Consider the following 23,584-nt stretch of genomic DNA (forward strand, 5'->3'; position numbering starts at 1 on the left):
CGGAGGCGACACGCAGGTTTCGCCCCGAACCGTTCCCATTCCGATGTTGTGCGAGGAAGTCGATGACGACCCCGACAGGCGAAGTCGCGAAGATTCGGCATCCCGGTGCCGGAAAGCGCAAGATGAGGCCCACCGCCAAGGGCCGCCAGGTTGATCCCGCCGCCCTTCGCGAGGTCGCCGAACTCTTGGGAGACCGGCCGCGTCGCCGCGATCTCCTGATCGAACACCTGCACCTGATTCAGGACCGCTATCACCACATTTCGGCGCGTCACCTGCAGGCGCTGGCCGAGATCATGCGGATTCCGATGGCCGAGGCCTTCGAGGTGGCGACCTTCTACCACCACTTCGACGTGGTGAAGGAAGGCGAGACGCCCCCTGCCCCTATCACGGTGCGGGTCTGCGAGAGCCTCAGTTGCGCCATGGCGGGCAGCGGGGACCTGATCGCCGCCCTCGAGGGCAAGCTCGGCCCGGATGCACGCATCGTCCGCGTGCCCTGCATGGGCCGCTGCGAATGCGCACCGGCTGTGAAGGCCGGCCTCAACGACATCGACAACGCTACGGTCGAGAACGTCACCGGCGCGATCGAAGCGGGCGACATCGAGACTCGCGTGCCGGACTACCAGGACTACGACGCTTACGTCGCTGACGGCGGCTATGCGCTGCTGAAGGACGTCCTCGGCGGCAAGCATACACCCGAGGCGCTGATCGAGACCATGGAGGCCTCGAATCTGCGCGGCCTCGGTGGTGCGGGCTTCCCGGCGGGCCGCAAGTGGAAGTTCGTCCGCATGGAGACCACGCCGCGTCTGATGGCGGTGAACGGCGACGAGGGCGAGGTCGGGACCTTCAAGGACCGCTTCTACCTGGAGCGCAAACCGCATCAGTTCGTCGAGGGCATGCTGATCGCCGCCTGGGTGGTCGAGGCGACCGACGTCTACATCTACCTGCGCGACGAGTATCCGGGCGTCCGCACGGCGCTCGAAACCGAACTCCGGAAGGTGCGCGAGGCCAGCCTCGATAGCGCAACAAAGATTCATCTCCGTCGTGGCGCGGGTGCCTACATCTGCGGCGAAGAGTCGGCGATGATCGAATCGATCGAGGGCAAGCGCGGCCTGCCGCGTCACCGTCCGCCGTTTGTTGCCAAGGTCGGCATCTTCGGTCAGCCCACACTGGTCCATAACGTCGAGACGCTCTACTGGGTGCCCGAGATCCTCACAAAGGGTGCAGAGTGGTTCACCGGCAACGGCCGCAACGGGCGCACGGGTCTCCGCAGCTTCTCTGTCTCGGGCCGCGTCAAGGAGCAGGGCGTGAAGCTCGCGCCCGCAGGCATCACGATCCGCGAGCTGATCGATGAATACTGCGGCGGCATGGCCGATGGCCACGAGTTCAAGGGCTACCTGCCCGGCGGGGCCTCGGGCGGTATCCTGCCCGCCTCGCTGGGCGACGTTCCGCTCGACTTCGACACCATCCAACCGCACGGCGGCTTCATCGGTTCGGCCGCGGTCGTCGTGCTGTCCGACAAGGACAGCATGAAGGATGCGGCGTTGAACCTGCTGAAGTTCTTCGAGGACGAGAGCTGCGGGCAGTGCACGCCGTGCCGCGTGGGCTGTGAGAAGGCCGTGAAGCTGATGTCGAACGGCGCCTGGGACAGCCAGATTCTCAACGAGCTGAGCGAGACCATGATCGACGCCTCGATCTGCGGTCTCGGCCAGGCCGCCCCCAACCCCATCCTGACTGTGCTGAAGTACTTTCCGGAGGACATATCTTGAGCGAACAGATCACCTTCTCGCTCGACGGCAATGAGGTTACCGCCGAAGCGGGCGAAACCATCTTGCAGGTTGCCAAACGCAACGGCATCAGGATCCCGCACCTCTGCTACACCGAGATGCAGGACTACCGGGCCGACGGCAACTGTCGCATCTGCATGGTGGAAATCGAGGGCGAGCGAACCCTGGCCGCCTCATGCATCCGCGAGCCGATGACGAGCATGGTCGTGAAGACCGATACCGAGCGCGCCGAGAAGGCGCGCAACATGGTTCTGGAACTCCTGGTCGCCGATCAGCCGGTCATTGAGGAAGCGCACACGACGACCTCGGAGCTCTGGGGTTGGGCGGAGTCGATGGGGATCGACCTCTCACGCTTCCCGCGCCGCGGCGCACCCCAAGCTGACCTTAGCCATCCCGCCATGGCGATCAACCTGGACGCCTGTATCCACTGCAACCGCTGCGTCCGCGCCTGCCGTGAGATCCAGGTCAACGACGTCATCGGCATGGCCTATCGCGGTCATCGCGCCAAGATTGTCTTCGATTTCGACGATCCCATGGGCGAGTCGACCTGCGTTGCCTGCGGTGAGTGCGTGCAATCGTGTCCCACCGGCGCTCTGATGGAGAAGTCGCTGGTCGACGAGAACGGGATCGGCAAGCCCCCACCGTCCAAGAAGATCGACAGCGTCTGCCCCTATTGCGGCGTCGGCTGCCAGTTGACCTATCAGGTCGAGGACAACCGCATCGTCGCGGTCAAGGGCAAGGAAGGCCCTGCGAACCACGGCCGGCTCTGCGTCAAGGGCCGTTTCGGCTTCGACTACATCAACAACCCGCAGCGCCTGACCAAGCCGCTGATCCGCCTTGAGGACGCGCCCAAGGGTGCCGACGAGTGGGTCGATCCCTCCAATCCCTTCACCCATTTCCGCGAAGCGACCTGGGAAGAGGCGCTGGAGAAGGCCGCAGCAGGCCTCAACACGATCCGTGACGAACACGGCGGCGATGCCCTGGCCGGCTTCGGCTCGGCCAAGGGCTCCAACGAGGAGGCCTATCTCGTCCAGAAGCTCGTCCGCACCGGGTTCCGCACCAACAACGTCGATCACTGCACGCGCCTGTGCCACGCAAGCTCTGTGGCGGCGCTGATGGAGACGATCGGCTCGGGTGCCGTGACCGCACCCTTCACCGAGGCGCTCAACTCAGACTGCTTCATCGTGATCGGCGCCAATCCCACCGAGAACCACCCGGTCGCGGCGACCTTTTTCAAGAACGCCGCAAAACGCGGCGCCAAGCTGATTGTGATGGACCCGCGCGGCCAGGCCCTGCACAAGCACGCCACGCACATGCTGCAGTTCAAGCCCGGCGGCGACGTCTCGATGCTGAATGCCATCATGCACGTCATCGTCGAGGAAGAGCTCCATGATGTGCAGTATGTCCAGGCGATGACCGAGGGCTTCGACGAGCTCAGGGAGCATCTCAAGGACTACACGCCCGAAGCCATGGAGCCGGTCTGCGGCATCCCGGCGCAAACGCTGCGCGATGTCGCCCGGACCTACGCCAAGGCCGAACGCGCCATGGTGTTCTGGGGCATGGGCGTCAGCCAGCACATCCACGGAACCGACAACGCCCGCTGCCTGATCGCCCTTGCCCTGATGACCGGCCACACCGGCCGTGAAGGCACGGGCCTCCACCCGCTGCGCGGCCAGAACAACGTGCAGGGAGCCTCGGACGCGGGCCTGATCCCGATGGTCTATCCGGACTACAAGCCCGTCGCGAGCCCCGATAACAAGGCGCGTTTCGAGGACTTCTGGAAGACGGAACTCGATGACAACCCGGGCCTGACCGTGGTCGAGATCGTCAACGCGATCCACGACGACAAGCTCTTCGGCATGTATATCATGGGCGAGAACCCGGCGATGTCGGACCCCAACGTCCACCATGCGCGCGAGGCGCTCGCCAAGCTCGATCATCTGGTCGTGCAGGACCTCTTCCTGACCGAGACCGCGATGCATGCCGACGTCGTGCTCCCCGCCACGGCGTGGCCGGAGAAGGACGGCACGGTGACCAACTCGAACCGCCAGGTGCAGCGCGGCCGCAAGGCGGTCGACGCCCCGGGCGAGGCGCGACAGGACTGGGAGATCATCTGCGATATCGCTAACCGGATGGGCCTCGACTGGGGCTTCACGGACGTCTCCGAGGTCTACGAGGAAATGCGCCAGTCGATGCAGTCGATCACCGGCATCACCTGGGACCGCGTGACCCGCGAGGACGTGGTGATCTACCCCTGCCTGAGCGAGGACGATCCCGGCCAGCCGATCGTCTTCTCCGAGGAGTTCCCCACGCCCAGCAAACGCGGAAAGATGGTGCCGGCAACGGTCATTTCGCCCGACGAAACGCCGGACGAGGACTTCCCCATGGTGCTGACCACGGGCCGAATGCTGGAGCACTGGCACACAGGTGCGATGACACGCCGCGCCACGCTGCTCGATAGCCTGGAGCCCGAAGCCATCGCCACGATGGCACCGTCCGACATGGAGAAGCTCGGCCTCGCACCGGGCGAGCAGATCCGGATCTCGACCCGGCGCGGCACGATCGAGGCCAGGGCGCGGATCGACGCCGGCATTCAGCCCGGCATGGTCTTCGTGCCGTTCTGCTTCGTCGAGGCAGCCGCCAACATGCTGACCAACGCCGCACTTGATCCCTACGGCAAGATCCCGGAGTTCAAGTTCTGCGCCGTCCGCGTCGACAAGGCAGCACTGCCGGAGGCCGCGGAGTAGTCCGCCGTTGACCGCCAAACACATCTGGACCGATCGCTGGGCCGATCCGAAGGAGATCTTTGACGGTCTGACCGACGACTACGATCGGTATCGGCCACACTATGCCGTGGCGTCGCTGGAGTATGCCCGTCGTTATGCGGGAACGGTCGACCGGCTGGTCGATCTGGCGAGCGGGACCGGCATTCTGACGCGGTCGTTGCGTGCGGTGTTTCCGGGATCCGAGATAATCGGGGCGGAACCGGGCCAGGACATGCTGATCGAATCAGCGCGCAAGACCGATGTCGCATTCGGCATCCGTTGGATGGCGGCCCGCGCCGAGTCGCTCTCGTTCGCTGACGACAGTATCGACCTCATCGCGGTCGGCCAGGCCATGCACTGGTTCGACCGCGCGATCTTCTATCAGGAGTGCCGTCGTGTGCTGCATCCCGGCGACACGCTGGCCGTGTTCTACAACAACCGCATCAAGGGGTCGGCGATCGCCCAGGCGCACGAAGCGCTGCTTGAACGTGTCTCGCCGGGCTACTGGCGCGGCTATCGCGACTACGACACTTACGGCGAGCTTCGGGATCATCCCGAGACCAGAGACGTCGAGCAGCACCGGCATGTCTGGGACTGGGATCGCACGTTGCCCGAGTTCATCGGCTACATCCGATCGACGTCCCACTACAAGGCCGCGTTGCGAACCATGCCGGAGACCAGGTTGCTCGCCGAGCTGGAGCACGCCATGGCGCCGTTCGCGGACGACAACGGCATCCTTCGCGTGCCCTACGAGACCGTCACGACCCTGGCGCGATTCGGCTGATTGACCAGCCACGCCTATACCTCCAATATCGTTCTCGCGGTGAAACCTGGAAAGAAGAACTTCCAATACTTACCCTTGGAAAACTGTTCCGAGTAAGCATTCTTCTGTTTTCTTTGCCCCCTATTCGCATAGGTACATGGGAAATTATTGACATGATCACTTAAATAGTAAAGTCGGAAGACTTTCTTGACTTTGTTTATATCAACAACCTTGTTTACGCCATCACATCAGAAGTTGCAGCAGATGCACTGTTTTATTGTTATCTTTTTTAGTAACACTGAGAGATGTCATTCCCTGTGCAGCTATGCCATTCGGCCTCACTACTATCTTCCGCAACGTCTTCATTGATACCGTTCCAGGCGTGCATCGGCTGCCGCCAGCAGGCCCGAGGCCAGCCGGATCGCGAACGCCATGGGCAACAGGAACAACCGGAAGCGCCGCAGGATCGCGACGGGATGACCACCCGCCAAGGCCTGCCAGACATTGGTCACGAACGACGGCACCAGCATCAGGACTATCGCTTCGACCAGCGCCAAGCCAGCACCACGAGGTCGGGCGTCGACCGGAAGCAGCAGGAATCAGGACAACGTGTTTTTCAGCCCCCCGAGGCGAGCCCTCGCGCCCTGGCAAGATCGTTTTGGTCGTTGGCATTGAAGAAGGGATCGACGGGATCACCGGCGAAGGCGACATCGGCCACCTTGTAGCGGCTCGTCCAGACATCGACCTTGCGCACACCCTCGTCGATCAGGGCGTGGCGCAGCTCGTTGCGCAGAGCGATTGGCCACAGCCCGACCACCGGATGCCGTCGTCCGTTCGACGTGGCGCAGGCCATCTCGGCCCCCCCTTCATCGACCGCCGCGACCATGCGCGCGACCAGATCGGCGGGCAAGAACGGCGCGTCGGTCGGCACGGTGACGACCCAGGAAATCCCCGGCAGATTGGCAAAGGCCCAGTCGAGACCGGTCAGGACACCGACCAGCGGCCCGGGATTGCCGGGCAGCACATCTGGAGCCACCGGGAACGGCCAGCGCGCAAAACGCGCGCGATCGCCATTGGCGTTGAGCGCGATCATGCGCACCTGCGGCCGCAACCGATCGATCACATGATCGAGGATCGGCCGGCCGGCGAGTTCCAGCAGACCCTTGTCGCTACCGCCCATGCGGCGCGCCAGCCCACCGGCCAGCACGACACCGACGACATTGGCCGCCACGTCATCAGCTTGCGTCATCACGAGCCCCCTTGCGTTGATGGCACCGTTCTTCATCCCCGACACAGGAGAGGTCGGCGTCGTAGCGCACCCGATGCTCTCCTGCCAACGCCAGGAAACGCTTTCCCTTCATGCGGCCGATCAGGGTCATGCCGAGCTGACGCGCCAGATCCACGCCCCAGGCGGTGAACCCTGAGCGCGACACCAGCACGGGGACACCCATCCTGGCGGTTTTGATGACCATCTCACTGGTCAGCCGGCCGGTCGTATAGAAGATCTTGCCGTCGGGAGGGATGCCGTTGAGCGCCATGTAGCCGGCGATCTTGTCGACCGCGTTGTGTCGGCCGACATCCTCCATGTAGATCAGCGGCCGGTCGGTCTCGCACAACACGCAGCCGTGGATGGCTCCGGCTTCGAGATAGAGGCTGGGCGTTGTGTTGATCTGCCTTGAGAGCGCATAAAGCCACGACGTGCGGACTTCGGCATCGAGATCGAGGCGAACGGACTCGATCTCGTCCATCAGATCGCCGAACACGGTGCCCTGGGCGCAGCCTGACGTCAGCGTCTTCTTCCTGAGCTTGTCTTCGTAGTCGGTCTGCCGTCTGGTGCGCACGACCACAGTGTCGATCTCATCGTCGACGTCGATGCCGGTGATGCTGTCGTCAGGCTGCAGCATGCCCTGGTTCAGGAGGTAGCCGACGGCAAGGCAATCCGGATGGTCACCGATCGTCATCATCGTGACGATTTCCTGGCCGTTCAGGAACAGGGTCAGCGGCCGTTCCATGGTCACAGAGGTCTCGACCGCCAATCCCTCGTGATCGATGCCCGAAACCCGCCTTGTCAGACGCTCATTGCCCGGATCGGGCTTCACCAGATACGCAGTCATGCTCACAAGTATGGTGACGCAGGCGGCCTGCGCCAAGGCACGGCGTCTCCCCCGACACCACCAGCGCGTCAACCGCCAGTGCGCCCTCCGGCACGGCAGGTTCGAGATTTCGGACGACAACCCTCGCGGACGCGCCCTCCGGACTGGCTGGAGAGGTCGGCACTCGTCGCCAGTCCGGACGCGACCGTCGGGAGCGGGCGGGGCACCATGGACGGCTGGCGCAGGGCTTCCTATATTCAATTCATCGCTTTCCAAACCTGCAAAGGTTGCCATGACACAGCTCGTCGATCCCTTTGGCCGCACGATCGACTACATCCGCATCTCGGTCACCGACCGCTGCGATTTTCGTTGCGTCTACTGCATGTCCGAGGACATGACTTTCCTGCCGAAGAAGGACCTGCTGACGCTGGAGGAGCTCGATCGCCTGGGCAGCGCCTTCGTGCGGCTTGGCACGCGCAGGATCCGGATCACCGGCGGCGAGCCGCTCGTGCGCAAGGGCATCATGGAGCTTTTCCGCCAACTCGGCCGTCACCTCGACGGCGGCGGGCTCGACGAGCTGACACTTACCACCAACGCCAGCCAGCTCGCACGCTTCGCCGACGCGCTCCATGACTGCGGCGTGCGCCGGATCAACGTTTCGCTCGACACGCTCAATCCCGACCGCTTCAAGGCCATCACCCGCTGGGGCCGCCACGACCAGGTGATGGACGGTATTGCCGCCGCGAAGAAGGCCGGGCTCCGGATCAAGCTCAATGCCGTCGCCATGAAGGGCGTCAACCAGAACGAGTTCGACCACATGATCCGGTGGTGCGGCGACCAGGGCTACGATCTGACCTTCATCGAAACCATGCCGATGGGCGACATCGACGGCGACCGCACCGACCAGTACCTGCCGCTCTCCATGGTCCGCGCCGACCTGAAGGAGCGCTGGACCCTGGAGGACATCCCCTACAGGACCGGCGGGCCGGCGCGCTACATGAGCGTCAAGGAGACCGGCGGGCGGCTGGGCTTCATCACGCCGATGACTCACAACTTCTGCGAATCCTGCAACCGCGTGCGCCTGACCTGCACCGGCACGCTCTACATGTGCCTCGGCCAGGACGATGCCGCCGACCTCAAGACCCCGCTGCGCGCGTCGGAAGGCGACGAGCTGCTCGAAACCGCGATCCACGAAGCCATCGGCCGCAAACCCAGGGGCCACGACTTCGTCATCGACCGCCGCACAAACAAGCCAAGCGTCTCACGGCATATGAGCGTGACGGGGGGCTGAAGCCTCACTTTCCTCCGTCATCGCCCGACTTGACCGGGCAATCCATCGTCCGTCGGCGCGGACATCTGCAGCATCAGGATGGAAGCTCCGGTCAAGCCAGGGCATGACGGTTCTGGATGAGACGCCTTTGCGTGCCCGGTTCCCCCGGCAGCCGCATCCCGCTCAACGGATTACCGGCCTTCTGGCCAGCGAGCCGGAAGCGGCTGAGGCACTCCTCGCGTTCCATCTGATCGACGCGGAGGTGGCAGAGACCGGCCATGGGGTCGAGAGTTTCGCAGGCGTCGCACACCCGGTGCAACGGCCTTGCACGGAACCTGTACCGCCTTTTTCTGGGTCCAGAGGTCTTGATGATCCTGAGGATGAAGGCTGTGGGCTGCCAGAGGTCGAACGGTGGCCCGCTGCCTGTTTGCACCACATATGCGGAAATTGATGTTGACAAGATCGAAGTTATCGGATATAAGAAGTTCGCCACCATAGGGGAAAGTCATGCCATGCTGTTGATGGTCGAAAATGCTGGCGACAAGATAGACGCGCAAAAGAAGTTGGAAGCTTCTGTTAAAAAGCATCTGACACATGATAAAGGGATGCAGAACATTGGCTACCGAGGTGGAAATACGCCTGCACGCGTCTATGCGGATGGCCAAGGCACGTGGTGGGCGGCTTTCGGCAATCTGGTTGATGAACGCATTCCCCGTCGCTGGAATGTCTTTGGCGTCTTCGAACCGGAGAAACGCGCGCAGGACATCACCGTTGAGATCAATATTCCGACCACATCCAACTCCGCCCATGTCGCGGGATTCTTTGCCCGGGACCCGGCGACCGATAAAGTCTATCTCATGCACGATGGCGGAATCGGCGGCGGCAAGCCCGGTGTCGGGAAAAGCGCCTTTCTTGCCTGGTCGAAAACCACGCTCGAAGACGTCGGTTGCGAGAATGGTGACGACCGGGCGGGTATAATCATAGGGCCAGTCAACTCCGATGATCTGGCTGGTCGGATCTGGCGATTCGTTCAACTTGTCAAAGGCTTCAAGGATGCCGTGGAGCGTGGCGATCTGGATGCCCCGGACATGCAAGAGGCGATCGCGGAATGGGAGGAGAGTTTCAAAAGCGAAGGTTCTGGCCGGCGGCGCGGGCGCAGGCGCTCCGAAATCGACTACATTTCCTACCATGGCGATGTGGTCCAACGGCTGTATGAAGAACGCAACGCCGACCGCGCTGACGGTGAAGAGGTCTGCAACAACGGACTCATTGACCTCTATGTGCGTAAGGGGCAATCCATGACGGAAATCTACGAGGTCAAGACAAGCACTGATAGGCAGTCGATCTATACCGCTATCGGGCAACTCTTCAGTCACTCCGCCGAAGCTGGTCCTGGCGTCAAGCGAACCCTGGTTCTGCCGAAGGGGTCGATAGCGGATGATCTAGAGAAATCTCTGACGACTCTGTCGATCAAGTTACGACGTTTTTCGATTTCTTCGGGAAAAATCAAGCTTCGGCCCCTTGGCTAAACGCCGGCCGAGGGCGGTCACAAAGGCATCATAGCGCTCGCCGGCCTTGGCACGGGCTGCCGCCTGTGCCGGTTCCGGCAGTGGCGGGTTGGTCGTCAGCCAGAAGCGGACAAAGACCGCAAGCGTCTCGACGGCGATGCCGACATCGCGTTCCATCCGGGTCATGCGGCGGTCGAGCTGATCGAGGCGTTTGGTGGTCGCAGCTTCCTGCACCTCGACGGCGTCGAAACCCGCGGCCCTGGCCGCCGCGAAGCGCTCCAGGAACGGCAGTTCGCCGAACATGGTGGAGAGGTTGGCGGCGAAACGCGGCATCGGCGCTACTTCAGTCGGCACTACTTCAGATAGACAACGTGGGCGAGGTCCTTGCCGTCGGTCAGCGTGAGCTTCCTGAACCCGAGCAGCTTGAGGAGATCGAAGAAGGTGAAGATGTCCTGAACGTTGTAGCTGCGGAAGAGATCGGAGGTCCGCGCCGACGCGGTCATGACCGCCAGAACACCGCGCATCCGGTAGACACTGTCGAAGAGATCGTCACGCAGGGCCACCATGATCAGCTTATCGGCCTCGTCACCCTTGGCGAAGATCGCCAGCCCCGGAGGATAGGGCGCGACAAGCTGCTGCTGCGTCAGCGCCGTGACGAAGGCCAGACGGCGCGTGCGATCGCTGTCATGCAGGGTCTGCGCGCGCGCGACATAGACCTCCTGGGTCTGCGGTTCCGGATAGTAGTAACCAGCATGTCGGTCGCTTGTCTCGTCCACCGTGCCATCGAGAGAATCGTCGTCGACGTCCTGGGCGGCAGCCGGGACCGCAGCAATGAACCCGGCAATGAACAGGGCCAGCACCGCAACCACAGAAAATGTCGTCAGGTATCGCACCGTTCATCTCCTCCTTGCACCTGCGGAGCATGCCGCAGGGCCCAGCGCCTTGCCACTTGCGGGAGACAGAAGAAGATCAAAATCCCGTGTGGGCACCGGGCTCAACTTTATCGCGGACATGACGCAGCCGCCATTGGAAGTCTCAGATCGGGCAAAGCCATAGCCCTACTCACCTTCCCCCGTTCCCCTTTATAGTGCGACTCCCTGGGATCAGGAGAACCCGTTGACCAAGCCGAAGATCGCATTTGTCTCCAGTATTGCGCCGAAGGCCCGCCGCGCCAGGAAGCGGCTGGAGGAGCGTTACGGCGCGCGCGAGGCGCATCGGGCCGATGTGATCGTCGCATTGGGCGGCGATGGCTTCATGCTCGAGACACTGCATCAGTGTTTCGGCAGGAACATCGCAGTCTACGGCATGAACCGCGGCTCGGTCGGGTTCCTCATGAATGCCTACGAGGAAGACAGCCTGGTCGAACGCATCAGGGCGGCGGAAACAACGGTTCTCAATCCGCTGCGCATGGTGACGACCGATATCGACGGCGCGATCACCGAGGCCGTCGCCATTAACGAGGTCGCGTTGTTCCGCGAAACCCGCCAGACCGCCAGGATCCGGATCACCATCGATGGCGTGGTGCGGATGAAGGAGCTGATGTGCGATGGCGTGATGGTTTCCACCGCGGCCGGCAGCACCGCCTACAACCTCTCGGCGCACGGACCGATCCTGCCGATAGGCTCGCGTACTCTCGCCCTGACGCCGATCAGCGCCTTCCGCCCCCGCCGCTGGCGTGGTGCGATCCTGCCCGAGCAGACTGAAGTGAGCTTCGAGGTGCGCGATCACGGCAAGCGTCCGGTCAGTGCCGTCGCGGATTCCACCGAGGTGCGCGATGTGGTGCAGGTCTCGGTCGCCACCGATGAAAACTGCGCCGTGCGCCTGCTGTTCGATCCCGAACACGATCTCGAGGACCGCATCCTGATGGAACAGTTCGAGACCTGAAAACAGAGGAACGAGGACAATGGCCTCCAACCCCGCCGCGCCTTATGGCGTTGACCTTCTGCCGATCGCCATCACGCCCTACAAGGCCGGCAACACTGGAATCGATTACGTCACGACATTCGACAGCGGCGTCGCCGGGCCGCACCTGATGATCAACGCGCTGACCCACGGCAACGAGGTCTGCGGGGCCCATGCGCTGAAGTTCCTGTTCGATCACGAGGTCCGTCCGACGAAGGGCAAGCTGACGTTCAGTTTCGCCAACGTCGATGCCTATGAGTCCTTTGATGCCGACGACCCCTACGCTTCCCGCTTCGTCGACGAGGACTTCAACCGGCTGTGGAACGAGGAAACGCTGGACGGCGACCGCGACAGCATCGAGCTGCGCCGGGCCCGCGCGCTGCGCCCGGCCGTCGATCAGGTCGACCATCTGCTCGACATTCATTCGGTCGAGCTGCCGCAACCGACCATGCTGATGTCGGGTGTCACAGCGAAATGCCGAGCGCTGGCCGAAAGTATGGGCAAGCCGAGGCACGTCATCATTGATTCCGGCCACGTCGCCGGGAAACGTCTGCGCGACTATGCCCGGTTCGACGATCCCGCCGAGCCGCACCAGAGCGTGCTGGTCGAGTGCGGTTATCACTTCTGTCGGGAGGCCGCCGACATCGCGATCGACACCTCGCTGCGCTTCCTGCGCCATTACGACGCCATCGACCCGGCCTTCATCACCAAACACCTGGGCGATACATCGGATGACGAGGCCCAGCTCTTCGTCGAGGTCTCGGGACCGGTCACGATCGAGACCGACAACTTTGTCTTCGATCGTGTCTTCGAGGCTTTCGAGATTGTGCCCGAGGAAGGCACGCTGATCGGCACCGACGACGGAGTCGAACGCCGCACGCCCCACCCCGACTGCATCATGGTCATGCCCGCCCGCGAACCGGTGAAGGGCAAGACGGCGGTCAGGCTCGGTCGGCTGGTCTAGGCAGTCTCAACATCGTCATCCCTGACAAGGCCCGGAAGGCCGCAGATCCGGGACCCATGCCGGAGCGTTTCAACCCATAACAGACCGGCCGCAAAGCTCCGGCATGGGTCCCGACTCTCCCGTTGGTCGGCCGAGACGACAGTGCTTGAGGTTCTAACCCCCTCCGCGTCGATAGGCGCGGTCGAAGAGGAAGAGGAAGGCGTCGCGGCTTTCCTCGGTGTGTCCGGTAAAGGTCAGTGACACCTCGCAGCGTTCGATGACGACGAGCGCGATGCGGCGGGGTTCGGACGGCGTGATGGTGATGACGACATGGCGTCCATCGCCGTTAACGTCCACGCGGTGACCGTCGACCGTGTAGTCCTCACCATCGAGTGCGCGGGGCAGAAGACGGAAGAAGTCCTTCACGGTGATCGCCATGTCCTTGACGATCGCGACAGCGTCGCCACTCATCCGCCGGCAACCGGAGGCCAGGCAGCCAGAGCGTCGCCCTCGACCAGCGCGCGAGTCGCACGTTCGCCCGGCGCGACATAGATGCCGTTGATCAGGACCAGATGGGCCATCTTGTGTGGCACCTGGTAGCGATCGAACACCTGGTTGATCGTGGTGTCCTCATCGACCTCGATCCGGACGGCGTTCTCGACCGCACCGGGGGGCATGTAGGGGGCCAGGGAGGCAAAGAGTTTCAGTGTGACCTGCATCGCGAATTCGTGATCGCCTCGGTGAGACAAGGAACGGGGCGGCCGCTTGTGCGACCGCCCCGCTCCGGATGGTAACGGATGTGGCGGAGACTAGACCCCGAGGCGCGAGAGCGTCTCGTTGCTGGGCACGCCATCGGGCGTCCAGCCGCGGATCTCATAGTACTCCGGCAGCATGGTATCGAGGCCGCTGGTCTTGCCTTCGGCCGGACCGGTCCTGGCCGCGTCCTTCAGCAGGCGCTCGGGCAGCGTGTCGTCCTTGCCCGTGAACCCGGCGGCCAGATTGAACCGACGCTCCAGGTTCCAGATGCGCTCGCCGACTTGCGCCAGACGCTCGGCCGTCCACTCACCCTCACAGGCCGCGTCGATCTGCGGAGCGAAATCCTCCAGCGTCCAGGCAAAGGTCGTGAAGACGCACATGCCCGAGCTGTCGACGGCCGCCGTGGCGTCCTGGAAGGCGCGGACAAGACCGGCCTTGCCGTCAGACACCAAGGGGTCGGTCTTCTCAGGGATGCCGAGAATCTCCGAGGCCACGGTGTAGCTGCGGAGATGGCAGGCGCCGCGGTTCGAGGTGGCATAGGTCAGGCCCATGCCCTGAATGCCGCGACCGTCGTAGGCCGGGAACTCCTGGCCCTTGACCGCCATCGACAGCTCCGGACGACCGTACTTCTCGCACAGAAGCTTCGAGCCGAGACCGATCTCGGCACCGAAGCCCTCGGCCTTGCCGGTGAGCTCGGCGACCGCACAGAGCGCTTCGGCGTTGCCGAACTTGAGTTCGATACCGCCGGTCTGCCCGGTCGTGATGTTGCCATCCTCGAACATCTCCATCGCCGCACCGACCGTGGCACCGAACGAGATCGGGTCCATGCCCTGCTCGTTGCAGATGAAGTTGGCGAAGGTCAGCGCTTCGAGATCGTCGACGCCCGTGGCCGCACCCAGGGCCCAGGCCGCCTCGTACTCGAGACCGCCCGAGATGATCTGGTACTCCGGCCGTTCGGCGACCGAGAAATGCGTGCGGTCGATCTCGGAGACACGGCCGCAGGCGATCGTGCAGCCAAAACAGGCTGCGTTGGTCACCAGATTCGGCTTGCCGTCGCTCTCACGCACATCGGCCATGGCCTCGGCACCGATGTTGTTGGCGCCTTCGAACTGGATGTCGCGATGATTGCGGGTGGGCAGCGCACCGACCTCATTGATCACGTTCATCAGCACCTGGGTACCCATGGCAGGCAGGCCCTGGCCGGTCACGGCGTTGTCGGCCAGCACCTGCTTGGCGGCATTGGTCGCCGCGATGAACCGCTTGGGATCCTTGACGCCCACGCCCAGCGTACCGCGGATCGCAACCGCCTTGAGGTTCTTGGAACCCATGACGGTGCCGACGCCCGAACGGCCGGCGGCGCGGTGCATGTCGTTAACGATGCAGGCGTACTTGACACCCTTTTCGCCCGAGATGCCGATCGAGGCCACACGGATGATCGGATCGCCGTGGTTCTCCCTGATCGCCTCTTCGGTGTCCCACACCGAGGTGCCCCAGTGGGCCGAGGCATCACAGAGCTCGGCGTCACCGTTGTTGACCATCAGGTAGACCGGGTTCGGGGACCTGCCCTCGAAGATGATCATGTCCCATCCGGCGTTCTTCATCTCGTTGCCGAAGAAGCCGCCCGAGTTCGAACAGGCGATCGCGCCGGTCAGCGCGCCCTTGGTCACGACCGAATAGCGGCCGGCCGTCGAGGCGCATGTTCCAGTCAGCGGACCGGTGGTCATGATCAGCTTGTTGTCGGGCGAGAGCGGGTCGACCCTGGGGTCGATCTCTTCGGCCAGGTACTTCGTCGCCAGACCGCGCTGGCCGAGGTAGGCCTGCGCCCATTCCATGTTCAGGGGTTCAGAGGTGCAGGTGCCGTCGGTGAGGTTCACCCGCAGTATCTTTCCAGCCCATGCCATCGTTCAGTTCCTCCCTCAGGCTTGCGCGGCGGCATCGGCGGTGGCCGCCGAGGCACGCATCTTTTCGAGACCGGTCCAGTTCGCATCGACATAGGTGATGGCATCCGTCGGGCACGCCGTTGCGCACTCGGGATCGCCACCACAGAGGTCGCACTTGATGACCTTACCGGTGTCGGCGTTGTAGTTGATCGTGCCGAAGGGGCAGGCAATCGTGCAGACCTTGCAGCCCACACAGAGCGAATCGCTCACGACCTTGGCGCCCGTCGCCTTGTCGACCGAGATCGCATGGGTCGGGCATGCCTCCGCACACCAGGCTTCGGCACACTGGGTGCAGGTATAGGGGACGAAGCGTCCCTTGCCCTCGAAATTGAAGACCTTGATTCGCGACTTCGAGGGATTGAACGTCCCCTCGTTGTCGAGCGAGCAGGCCAGCTCGCACTGCAGGCAACCCGTACATTTGTTCGGGTCGATCAAGAGCGACTTGTGCATGAATACCCTCCCTGTTCCGCCGCTGCTGGCGGTTGCTGCCATCATAGGAAGAACGTTTCCGGATTGGTAGATGTTAATTGTCGCCTTTGTTGCAAATGCTTCGCAATATCAATAACTTGGATGTAGTCTCGGCTGGTCCGCCAGAGCACCTCCGGGGTGACCGGCATGTCGAGGTGTTCGACACCACGGGCACCAGAAACGGCCTCGTCGCCCCCTTCACACCCAGCGGATTGGTGGTGCAGCGCGTCTCGTACGTGCGCATCGCAAAATGACGGCAGATCGTCGGCGCACGGGAGAGTGTTGTGCACCGCAACACCCCCCGGGCATCGCACACACCTCTTCGAGGTCAACCGACCTGATGATCCCATGCGGGTGATCCGAACGCACAACGACAAGGTCGCCGATGTAACGCCCGCGATTGGTAAGGAAGCGCCGACCCTCCTTGCGCCGAACCGACGACCCGGGGGCCAACCGCACTCATGCCCGATTCCTCGTGCGCGATGCGGCGGGGGGCACCAGAGGCCGCGCCAGCGGAATCGCCTCGGGTACCTTGTCGTCGTCGACAATGCCGGTCCCGGACTCCTCGAAATGGCCGAGCATCGCGAGCAAGGCGCGCGCGGTCTCGCGATCGGGCGCCATCCGGGTCATCAGAAGCGGGGTCTTGCCGCGCTGCATGGCCACAGCGTTGCACGCGTTCATGCAATGGGTCAGGCAGACGATCTCCTGCACGCTCTTCTTCTGTTGGGGTGTCGCCTCTTCCATGACGAGATTGAAGAGCCGCTGACCCGGCCGGATCGCCTCGCTCTCCATGGCGCAGAGCGCCTTCCAGCGGCATGTGACACACACGCGCAGCGTCGCCGATGCGCCGCGTCCGCGCCTTTTGCCTCGATCCAACACCGCTCGCTCCGAAAACCTGGCGCACGATGCTGCACAAACCGCTGCGCCACTGCAAGCGTTGCGAAAGGACCCGCAGGACGTCGGCTTTCGTTCAAGCCTTCCCGCGGAAGAGGGAGAGCCATGGCACAAAAGCACGCTGGAGAATTGCCGAGTCATGGCGCAGGCGTCCGATGCCTTGCGGTTCGACGACGTCTGGCTGGATCCGCCTGCCACCTCGCGCGCGTGCCCCAGCGGGATCGTCAGCGGCCATTATCGCGAGCGGTTCGAAACGTGAAACTTCCGTGATCACCGCACTCGCCTTGGAGGCCGTCATCGTTTTATGGTCGGGGCAGAATGGGGAGGCGCCGGGTTCTGAACGTTGAGATGGCAGACGCGACCAGCATTGAACTGAAGGCGGGCGACGGCGCTTCGGTGATCGTCGTGAGGGGATCGTGGACACTGGCGACCGTCAGTGGCCTCGACAGTGACGTGCGGGCCCTGCAGCCGGATCGCCGGAAACCGGTGAATATCGATCTCGGTGCCGTCGATTTGCTCGACACCGCCGGCGCCTGGGTCCTGTTCCGCCTGCGGGAACGCCTGCGCAGCGAAGGCTGCGACGCCAGCTTCGCTCATCTGGGCGACAGCCACGAGGGCCTCTTCCACCATATCGGAGTGTGCAACGAGCACCCGCCGATGCCGATGCGGCGCTTCCGCCCCTTCCAGCGCCTGGCCGACCGGACCGGCTATCACGCCTGTCAGACCTGGCTCGAAGTCCGCGACATGATGTCGTTCTTCGGCGAGCTGATCCTGACCATGATTCGCGTCCTCATGCAGCCGCGACGTCTCAAGGTCGTTTCGATCATCAGCCACATGGAACAGGTCGGCATCAACTCTCTGCCGATCGTGGGACTTCTGACGTTTCTGGTGGGCGTTGTCCTGACCTTCCAGGGGGCCGATCAGCTGCGCCGGTTCGGCACCGAGATCTTCACCGTCAACCTGCTGGGCATTTCATTTCTTCGTGAGACCGGCATCCTCATGACCGCCATCATCATCGCCGGCCGTTCGGGCAGCGCCTTCGCCGCTCAGATCGGCACGATGAAGGTGAACGAAGAGGTCGATGCCATGCGCGCGCTCGGTATCAATCCGCTGGAGCTTCTGGTCGTGCCGCGTGTCATCGCTCTGGTTCTGGTGATGCCTCTGCTGGGCTTCTTCGCCAACATCGCGGGGCTCACCGGTGGGGCGCTGATGTCGATCGTGGCACTGGATCTCTCGATCGCGCAGTTCCTGACACAGCTCAACGGCGCGGTGCCGATATGGGCCTTCTGGGTCGGCATCATCAAGGCGCCGTTGTTCGCTTTCGCGATCGCCATGGTCGGCTGCTACAACGGCCTGAAGGTCGGCGGCAGCGCCGAAAGCGTGGGCAAGATGACCACGCGCGCGGTGGTACAATCCATCTTCCTCGTCATCGTGATCGACGCCATGGCCTCGGTCATCTTCTCCTTCATCGGGATCTGACCCCATGGCCGAACCCGCACGCATCGAACCCGGACCTGAAGGCGAAATCGAACACGATGCGGTCATCCGGCTGCGCGGCGTGATCAACCGGTTCGGCACGCAAACCGTGCACGACGGCCTCGATCTCGATGTCCGACGCGGCGAGGTGATCGGCGTCGTGGGCGGATCGGGCACCGGCAAGTCGGTTCTGCTCAGGACCATCATCGGGCTCCGGGAACCACAGGGCGGCACGATCGAGGTGCTTGGGCGCGACAGTCGCAAGCTCAACCACAGGCAGGCCAGGGAACTCCGCTCCCACTGGGGCGTGCTGTTCCAGAACGGCGCACTCTTCAGCTCGCTGACCGTGGCCGAGAACATCATGATCCCGCTCAGGGAGTACACCGACCTTGATGACCGGCTCATGGAGGAGCTGGTCAAGGTGAAGGTCACGATGGTCGGGCTCCCGGTCGAGGCGGGCGACAAGTACCCCGGCCAGCTCTCGGGCGGTATGCGCAAGCGCGCCGGTCTCGCTCGCGCTCTGGCGCTCGACCCCGCCATCGTTTTCCTGGACGAACCGACCGCCGGCCTCGATCCCATCGGTGCGGCGAACTTCGACCAGCTGATTCGCAGTCTTCGGCAGAGCCTGGGCCTGACCGTGGTCATGGTGACCCATGATCTGGACTCGCTGATTGCCATCTGCGACCGTGTTGCCGTCCTGATCGGGAAAAAGATCGTGGTCGGCACCATTCCCGAGCTTCTTGGGTGCGATCAGGCCTGGATACAGGAATACTTCCGCGGACCGCGTGCGCGCGCCGCATTCGGCAATTGAGATCATGGAAACACGCGCCAGCTATACACTTGTCGGCACCTTCGTTCTGATCCTCATGCTTGGAGGTGCGGGCTTCATCATGTGGCTCGCGAAGTTCTCCAGCGACGTGAGGTTCGACACCTATCAGATGTTCGTCTCGGGATCGGTGACCGGCCTCAGCTCCGATGCCACCGTGCGCTACCGCGGCATTCCGGTCGGCCACGTCACGGATATCCGCATCGCACCGAACGACATCGACAAGATCCGCATCACCATCGAGGTCGAGGCCACGACGCCGGTCCGGACCGACACGACGGCATCCGTCGAGATGCAGGGCATCACCGGCGTCGCCTATGTCCAGCTGAGCGGCGGCAGCAACGATGCGCCGTCGCTTGGCCCCGAGCCCGGCCAGAGCGTTCCGACAATCAGGACCGAGGCATCCGGGTTGTCCGCCTTGTTCGAATCGGCCCCGGACATGATCAACGCCACCATCAGGCTGATGGACCGCGGATCGGAGCTTCTGAGCGACCAAAACCGCGCCTATGTCACCGATATCCTGTCGGACGTCAGCCAGATCACCGGCCAGGTCGCCCGGAACAGGGAGGCGATCAGCTCACTGATGCTTGATGCCCAGGCGACGCTGGAAAGCGTGCGCGGCACCAGCGAGAACATCGAGAAGGTCAGCGCCGTGCTCAGCGCCGATATCGATACGCTGATGAAGGACGCCAGCGAGACGCTCGCCAGCCTGCGCACGACGCTGGGACATGCCGACAACGTCCTGGTGAACGCCGAGCCCGAGATCCAGGCCACACTGGTCGATCTCCGCGCCACCGCAGCGTCGATCCGCAGCACGTCGGAGACCGCGGAGAACATCCTCGAGAACAATCAGGCGTCGATCAATCAGTTCGCTTCGACCGGTCTCCTTGAACTCACTGCGCTGATCACCGACACCCGCTCGCTGGTCGCCTCGCTGACACAGGTCGCGATCCAGCTGGAGCGCGATCCGGCCTCGTTCCTCTTCGGCGGGGCACAATCGGGATATCAGGCACAATGACGCACGGGCGCACCATGCAACGTCGACTCTTCCTTCAGGCGGGCGCCGGCCTGGCCGCGGCGACCGCGTTGAGCGGTTGCCAGGAACTGCTGCCCACGCCGGAGCCGCCGCCGAAACTCTACCGCCTGACGCCGAAGAGCACCTTCGGCGACGATCTCACGCCGGTGAGCTGGCAGCTCGTGGTCGACGCGCCCTATGCCGAGGCCGCGATCAAGACCCAGCGCATCGCGCTGATGTATTCGCCGATCCAGCTCGACTACTACGCCGGTGCCAACTGGATCGACCGGGCGCCGGACATGATCCAGGGCCTGATCGTCGAAAGCTTCGAGAATTCGAACATGATTTCCTCGGTCGGCCGCCAGTCGGCCGGTCTGCGCAGCAACTTCGTCCTGTTGCCGGAGGTGCGTGAGTTCCAGGCGGAGTACTTCGAAACGAGCCTGCCGGTCGCCCACGTCCGCATCAACGTCAAGCTGATCAAGATGCCTGACCGCACGATCGTCGATAACGCCAGCTTCGAGGCATCGACACAGGCGATCTCCGACTCGATGGATGCGATCATCAAGGCCTTCGACGATGCACTCGGCAAGGTTCTCAGGAACCTTGTGCGCTGGACCCTGACTGTGGGCGACGTTTACGTCTGACGCCTGTCGGAGAGTCGCCATGACCCGGCGTGCCGTCGTTGCCATGATGGAGCACGAGACGAACACCTTCTCGCCCGTGCCGACACCGCTGGAGCGTTTCAACCCGGTTACGGGGACCGATGTCATGCGCCTTTTCAAGGGCACGGGCCTCGGCGCCAGCGTCTTCGGCGGTTTCCCGCTCGCCGACATCGGGAATGCCGGACTCTCGGTGGTCACCGTGGCGGACGCCAACCGCGCGGAGGCCAAAGCCGCATCCGGGCGCATCCTGACGGAGTCCTGGTCGGAGAAGACCGCGTGGATCTTCCACTCCGAACCGCTCGCCGAGACCGTCGCCAGGGCCAGGACGACGCCCTCGCCGTCCGAAACCGCCTTACTCCTCGACGTCGGCGGCGACGCGCATGCTGACGATTGCATCGGGATTGGTCACCGCACCGTTGTCGTTGGGGTCGCCTTTCCTGATCCGGTCGACGAACTCCATGCCTTCCACGACCTTGCCCCAGACCGTGTACTGGCCGTCGAGGAAGTTCGAATCGGCGAGCACGATGAAGAACTGGCTGTTGGCGCTGTCGGGATTCCGGGCGCGCGCCATCGATACGGCACCACGAACGTGGGGTTCCAGCGAGAACTCGGCCTCGATATCGGGCAGATGCGAACTGCCGCGCCCGGTGCCTGTGGGATCGCCGGTCTGCGCCATGAAACCATCGATCACACGATGGAAGACGATACCGTCGTAGAAGCCCTCGCGGGCGAGGGTCTTGATCTGTTCGACGTGTCTGGGAGCCAGATCGGGGCGCAGTGCGATCACGACGCGACCGCTTTCAAGGTCCAGATAGAGCATGTTTTCGCGGTCCTCCGCGGACGATCCGGCAACCAGCGACAACATGACGGCAGCGAGGGTGCCGAGAAACAGGGACCGTCTTGTCATGAGAACTCCGGGGAACTCCGGTTGGCAGGGCTTCAGGGTGTCTTGTCCGGCAGCGGCCAGCGCGCGGGACCTCCTCATCTCCAACGTCAGGGCATGATCATCTCTGGTCAGGTCCCGCTTTTGAACGATTCCGGCCTACTTGCGGCGACGCCTCAGCAGGCGCTCGGCGGCCAGCGTCAGTCCGACAGTTAAGATGAACTTCAAGATATCGTCCAACACCTCTTTGGGACCTTCAGGTTGCTCGAGTACATCACTGATGTAGTACCAGAGCAAGCTGAGCAATGCGCCGAACAGAGAGACCGTCAACAAGACGGCACCGCCACCAGCAGTGACGATCAAGCACCGCTTGACCCGTCGAAGGGCATCGCGGACGCTGAGATCACCGTCCAGGTCCTTACCCTTAACCTCATCCTTCTTAGCTTCACGGTCCTTCTTACGGATCGTTTCGGCGAGCGTATCGTGGTCCTGGTCGAGCAACCGGTCTTTGCGCTCGGCTTCATCGTGGGATGTTGGCTCGGCGGTCAACTCCGGCTCCTGAGGTCAGTGTCGATCAGGTAGCAACGGGCGACGCCATAGCGTCCAGATACCCGTCGATCTTGCGCGCGAAGTGTTCCTTGATCCGATCAGGATCAATTGCCTTGCTGCGCACACCCGGGGCATAGGTTTCACTCCATGGGGTGTCGGCCTCATGCGTCTTGTTGCGCAGATCCCAACCGGAAAACCGCTTGTAGATGTCCCACACCATACCGAGCACGCTGCGCACATCCTGGTCGTCGTCCGGGATGGACGGCTCAATGTATTCCACGTTCTCCCAGTTCATCACGCCCGCACGAACCGTGATCGGCGCACTGCGGAAGCGCTTGAACTCGTGAAACAGCGACGGAATCACAGGGCCGTGCCGCCACGCCTCGATCGGCTCGTCGAACAGCTGACGACCCAGCGTGGCCAACACCCAGCCGTAGCCGATGTAGACCAACTTCTGAAGTTTCATAGGGTCAATGCCGCGACCTTCCTGGTCGGCTCGATCAAGGAAGAAGTTCGCAACATGAGCGGCCTCGTAAGGCATCATACTCGGATCTCCCCTTATGTAGTAGTCCCCGATTTTAAGGGGAACATCGTTCACTGGTCAATGTTCACTGGTCAAATAGGTCAAGCGCCGCGCGACGTTCGTCCGGTCACGCGCAGGCCACGACGTCGTTGTCGCTGTCGCTGTCGCCCATGCAGGGATAGGCCGCCCACGATCACGTCTGCCACCACCCGGCCACCCCACTTGCCCCATTCGGGGTTGCGCACGACAATCATGGCCGCCTCCAGGGCGTCAGACCCCGCTTGAGCCGCACCTCGACGACCCGCGCCGCGAACCAGCAAGCGTTCAGCCTCAAATGACCCAGGCGGGCGGTTTGCTCGGGCTCCTTTTCATTCTTGAGAGGTCGCATTGAACGCCAGATAGATCAGGATCAATTTCACTGCCGCGTCATCGCTGGGAAAATGACCGTGAGTTCAGATAGCGCAGCGAGCCAACGCCTTGGCGTCTCACCGCTTGAACCGTCATGAAAGTGCGGGGACTGTGGGATTGCTCGTGTATCGCGGCACACGCCGGTCGAGCACGTCG

23 protein-coding genes and 2 pseudogenes are annotated in these 23,584 nt (G+C 63.1%); 12 read left to right on the forward strand and 13 right to left on the reverse strand.

What is annotated here, in order from left to right:
• Positions 1-62: 62 nt before the first annotated feature.
• The 3 genes from GDA49_06335 to GDA49_06345 are packed head-to-tail and all read left to right on the forward strand — an operon-like array spanning position 63 to position 5,333.
• Positions 63-1,766, forward strand: a complete 1,704-nt coding sequence (locus GDA49_06335; protein MBC6440019.1) for an NAD(P)H-dependent oxidoreductase subunit E — start codon at positions 63-65, stop codon at positions 1,764-1,766.
• Entirely contained in the window at positions 1,763-4,531 is a 2,769-nt protein-coding gene (fdhF, locus tag GDA49_06340; protein ID MBC6440020.1) for a formate dehydrogenase subunit alpha, read from the forward strand. The genes GDA49_06335 and fdhF overlap by 4 nt, the downstream gene beginning before the upstream one ends.
• 7 nt (positions 4,532-4,538) lie before the next feature.
• Positions 4,539-5,333, forward strand: a complete 795-nt coding sequence (locus GDA49_06345) for a class I SAM-dependent methyltransferase (GenBank protein MBC6440021.1) — start codon at positions 4,539-4,541, stop codon at positions 5,331-5,333.
• A gap of 341 nt (positions 5,334-5,674) precedes the next feature.
• Here the strand turns inward: GDA49_06345 and GDA49_06350 are convergent, their stop codons facing one another.
• Genes GDA49_06350 through fdhD form a run of 3 tightly spaced genes read right to left on the reverse strand, consistent with a single transcriptional unit; the run spans position 5,675 to position 7,426 of the window.
• Complete coding sequence (locus GDA49_06350; GenBank protein ID MBC6440022.1) at positions 5,675-5,869, reverse strand: hypothetical protein; 195 nt, start codon at positions 5,867-5,869, stop codon at positions 5,675-5,677.
• A gap of 59 nt (positions 5,870-5,928) precedes the next feature.
• Entirely contained in the window at positions 5,929-6,561 is a 633-nt protein-coding gene (mobA, locus tag GDA49_06355; GenBank protein ID MBC6440023.1) for a molybdenum cofactor guanylyltransferase MobA, read from the reverse strand.
• A complete protein-coding gene (fdhD, locus tag GDA49_06360) occupies positions 6,548-7,426 on the reverse strand; it encodes a formate dehydrogenase accessory sulfurtransferase FdhD (GenBank protein MBC6440024.1) in 879 nt (292 codons plus the stop codon). Before fdhD ends, mobA begins: the two co-directional genes overlap by 14 nt.
• 10 nt (positions 7,427-7,436) lie before the next feature.
• Here fdhD and moaA point away from each other — a divergent pair, with 10 nt between their 5' ends.
• Both moaA and GDA49_06370 read left to right on the forward strand, forming a co-directional pair.
• Positions 7,437-8,696 carry a GTP 3',8-cyclase MoaA gene (moaA, locus tag GDA49_06365; protein ID MBC6440025.1) on the forward strand — a complete coding sequence of 420 codons (1,260 nt, stop codon included), beginning with the start codon at positions 7,437-7,439 and terminating at the stop codon, positions 8,694-8,696.
• Between the two features lie 359 nt (positions 8,697-9,055).
• Positions 9,056-10,204 (forward strand): hypothetical protein, encoded by a 1,149-nt coding sequence (locus GDA49_06370; protein MBC6440026.1) that lies wholly within the window; start codon positions 9,056-9,058, stop codon positions 10,202-10,204.
• Here GDA49_06370 and GDA49_06375 read toward each other — a convergent pair.
• Together GDA49_06375 and GDA49_06380 are read right to left on the reverse strand one after the other, a co-directional pair.
• Positions 10,151-10,429: pseudogene (locus tag GDA49_06375) on the reverse strand (hypothetical protein). The gene GDA49_06370 and the pseudogene GDA49_06375 overlap by 54 nt on opposite strands.
• 107 nt (positions 10,430-10,536) lie before the next feature.
• Positions 10,537-11,076 carry a molybdopterin-guanine dinucleotide biosynthesis protein A gene (locus GDA49_06380; protein ID MBC6440027.1) on the reverse strand — a complete coding sequence of 180 codons (540 nt, stop codon included), beginning with the start codon at positions 11,074-11,076 and terminating at the stop codon, positions 10,537-10,539.
• A 223-nt stretch (positions 11,077-11,299) separates the two neighbouring features.
• Between GDA49_06380 and GDA49_06385 the strand changes: the two genes are divergently transcribed.
• Both GDA49_06385 and GDA49_06390 read left to right on the forward strand, forming a co-directional pair.
• On the forward strand, positions 11,300-12,067 hold the full coding sequence (locus GDA49_06385) for an NAD kinase (protein ID MBC6440028.1): 768 nt from the start codon (positions 11,300-11,302) through the stop codon (positions 12,065-12,067).
• A 19-nt stretch (positions 12,068-12,086) separates the two neighbouring features.
• Positions 12,087-13,049, forward strand: coding sequence for a succinylglutamate desuccinylase/aspartoacylase family protein (locus GDA49_06390; GenBank protein MBC6440029.1), 963 nt, complete (start codon positions 12,087-12,089; stop codon positions 13,047-13,049).
• Positions 13,050-13,202: 153 nt separating this feature from the next.
• Here the strand turns inward: GDA49_06390 and GDA49_06395 are convergent, their stop codons facing one another.
• The 5 genes from GDA49_06395 to GDA49_06415 all read right to left on the reverse strand — a co-directional run bounded on the left by GDA49_06395 (position 13,203) and on the right by GDA49_06415 (position 17,020).
• Complete coding sequence (locus GDA49_06395; GenBank protein MBC6440030.1) at positions 13,203-13,499, reverse strand: hypothetical protein; 297 nt, start codon at positions 13,497-13,499, stop codon at positions 13,203-13,205.
• Positions 13,496-13,747, reverse strand: a complete 252-nt coding sequence (locus GDA49_06400; protein ID MBC6440031.1) for a MoaD/ThiS family protein — start codon at positions 13,745-13,747, stop codon at positions 13,496-13,498. Before GDA49_06400 ends, GDA49_06395 begins: the two co-directional genes overlap by 4 nt.
• 90 nt (positions 13,748-13,837) lie before the next feature.
• Positions 13,838-15,685 carry an aldehyde ferredoxin oxidoreductase family protein gene (locus tag GDA49_06405; GenBank protein MBC6440032.1) on the reverse strand — a complete coding sequence of 616 codons (1,848 nt, stop codon included), beginning with the start codon at positions 15,683-15,685 and terminating at the stop codon, positions 13,838-13,840.
• 15 nt (positions 15,686-15,700) lie between these two features.
• Complete coding sequence (locus tag GDA49_06410) at positions 15,701-16,174, reverse strand: 4Fe-4S dicluster domain-containing protein (protein ID MBC6440033.1); 474 nt, start codon at positions 16,172-16,174, stop codon at positions 15,701-15,703.
• Between the two features lie 477 nt (positions 16,175-16,651).
• Positions 16,652-17,020, reverse strand: a complete 369-nt coding sequence (locus GDA49_06415) for a DUF1636 family protein (protein ID MBC6440034.1) — start codon at positions 17,018-17,020, stop codon at positions 16,652-16,654.
• Positions 17,021-17,434: 414 nt separating this feature from the next.
• On the opposite strand from GDA49_06415, the gene GDA49_06420 reads away from it, so the two are divergent.
• From GDA49_06420 to GDA49_06440, 5 genes and pseudogenes are all read left to right on the forward strand, one after another.
• On the forward strand, positions 17,435-18,565 hold the full coding sequence (locus GDA49_06420) for an MlaE family lipid ABC transporter permease subunit (protein MBC6440035.1): 1,131 nt from the start codon (positions 17,435-17,437) through the stop codon (positions 18,563-18,565).
• Positions 18,566-18,569: 4 nt separating this feature from the next.
• Positions 18,570-19,373: an ABC transporter ATP-binding protein gene (locus GDA49_06425; GenBank protein MBC6440036.1), complete on the forward strand. Its 804-nt coding sequence runs from the start codon at positions 18,570-18,572 to the stop codon at positions 19,371-19,373.
• Between the two features lie 4 nt (positions 19,374-19,377).
• On the forward strand, positions 19,378-20,406 hold the full coding sequence (locus tag GDA49_06430; GenBank protein ID MBC6440037.1) for an MCE family protein: 1,029 nt from the start codon (positions 19,378-19,380) through the stop codon (positions 20,404-20,406).
• Positions 20,403-21,047, forward strand: a complete 645-nt coding sequence (locus GDA49_06435; protein MBC6440038.1) for a membrane integrity-associated transporter subunit PqiC — start codon at positions 20,403-20,405, stop codon at positions 21,045-21,047. Before GDA49_06430 ends, GDA49_06435 begins: the two co-directional genes overlap by 4 nt.
• 43 nt (positions 21,048-21,090) lie before the next feature.
• Positions 21,091-21,387: pseudogene (locus GDA49_06440) on the forward strand (M81 family metallopeptidase).
• 30 nt (positions 21,388-21,417) lie between these two features.
• Here the strand turns inward: GDA49_06440 and GDA49_06445 are convergent.
• The 3 genes from GDA49_06445 to GDA49_06455 all read right to left on the reverse strand — a co-directional run bounded on the left by GDA49_06445 (position 21,418) and on the right by GDA49_06455 (position 23,041).
• Positions 21,418-21,972, reverse strand: coding sequence for a peptidylprolyl isomerase (locus GDA49_06445; protein MBC6440039.1), 555 nt, complete (start codon positions 21,970-21,972; stop codon positions 21,418-21,420).
• Between the two features lie 135 nt (positions 21,973-22,107).
• Complete coding sequence (locus tag GDA49_06450; protein MBC6440040.1) at positions 22,108-22,497, reverse strand: hypothetical protein; 390 nt, start codon at positions 22,495-22,497, stop codon at positions 22,108-22,110.
• A gap of 25 nt (positions 22,498-22,522) precedes the next feature.
• Positions 22,523-23,041 carry a SocA family protein gene (locus GDA49_06455; GenBank protein ID MBC6440041.1) on the reverse strand — a complete coding sequence of 173 codons (519 nt, stop codon included), beginning with the start codon at positions 23,039-23,041 and terminating at the stop codon, positions 22,523-22,525.
• Positions 23,042-23,584: the final 543 nt, after the last annotated feature.

This window comes from Rhodospirillales bacterium, from assembly GCA_014323865.1.
Lineage (GTDB): Bacteria > Pseudomonadota > Alphaproteobacteria > SP197 > SP197 > SP197.

Excerpts from the sequence above, each read along its gene's own strand:
- GDA49_06395 (MBC6440030.1), bottom strand. The coding sequence starts at position 13,499 with ATGAGTGGCGACGCTGTCGCGATCGTCAAGGACATGGCGATCACCGTG.
- GDA49_06420 (MBC6440035.1), top strand. The coding sequence starts at position 17,435 with ATGGCAGACGCGACCAGCATTGAACTGAAGGCGGGCGACGGCGCTTCG.
- GDA49_06425 (MBC6440036.1), top strand. The coding sequence starts at position 18,570 with ATGGCCGAACCCGCACGCATCGAACCCGGACCTGAAGGCGAAATCGAA.
- GDA49_06370 (MBC6440026.1), top strand. The coding sequence starts at position 9,056 with ATGAAGGCTGTGGGCTGCCAGAGGTCGAACGGTGGCCCGCTGCCTGTT.
- GDA49_06405 (MBC6440032.1), bottom strand. The coding sequence starts at position 15,685 with ATGGCATGGGCTGGAAAGATACTGCGGGTGAACCTCACCGACGGCACC.
- GDA49_06335 (MBC6440019.1), top strand. The coding sequence starts at position 63 with ATGACGACCCCGACAGGCGAAGTCGCGAAGATTCGGCATCCCGGTGCC.
- GDA49_06430 (MBC6440037.1), top strand. The coding sequence starts at position 19,378 with ATGGAAACACGCGCCAGCTATACACTTGTCGGCACCTTCGTTCTGATC.
- moaA (MBC6440025.1), top strand. The coding sequence starts at position 7,437 with ATGGTGACGCAGGCGGCCTGCGCCAAGGCACGGCGTCTCCCCCGACAC.
- GDA49_06445 (MBC6440039.1), bottom strand. The coding sequence starts at position 21,972 with ATGACAAGACGGTCCCTGTTTCTCGGCACCCTCGCTGCCGTCATGTTG.
- GDA49_06455 (MBC6440041.1), bottom strand. The coding sequence starts at position 23,041 with ATGATGCCTTACGAGGCCGCTCATGTTGCGAACTTCTTCCTTGATCGA.
- GDA49_06435 (MBC6440038.1), top strand. The coding sequence starts at position 20,403 with ATGACGCACGGGCGCACCATGCAACGTCGACTCTTCCTTCAGGCGGGC.
- GDA49_06410 (MBC6440033.1), bottom strand. The coding sequence starts at position 16,174 with ATGCACAAGTCGCTCTTGATCGACCCGAACAAATGTACGGGTTGCCTG.
- GDA49_06390 (MBC6440029.1), top strand. The coding sequence starts at position 12,087 with ATGGCCTCCAACCCCGCCGCGCCTTATGGCGTTGACCTTCTGCCGATC.
- GDA49_06400 (MBC6440031.1), bottom strand. The coding sequence starts at position 13,747 with ATGCAGGTCACACTGAAACTCTTTGCCTCCCTGGCCCCCTACATGCCC.
- fdhD (MBC6440024.1), bottom strand. The coding sequence starts at position 7,426 with ATGACTGCGTATCTGGTGAAGCCCGATCCGGGCAATGAGCGTCTGACA.
- mobA (MBC6440023.1), bottom strand. The coding sequence starts at position 6,561 with ATGACGCAAGCTGATGACGTGGCGGCCAATGTCGTCGGTGTCGTGCTG.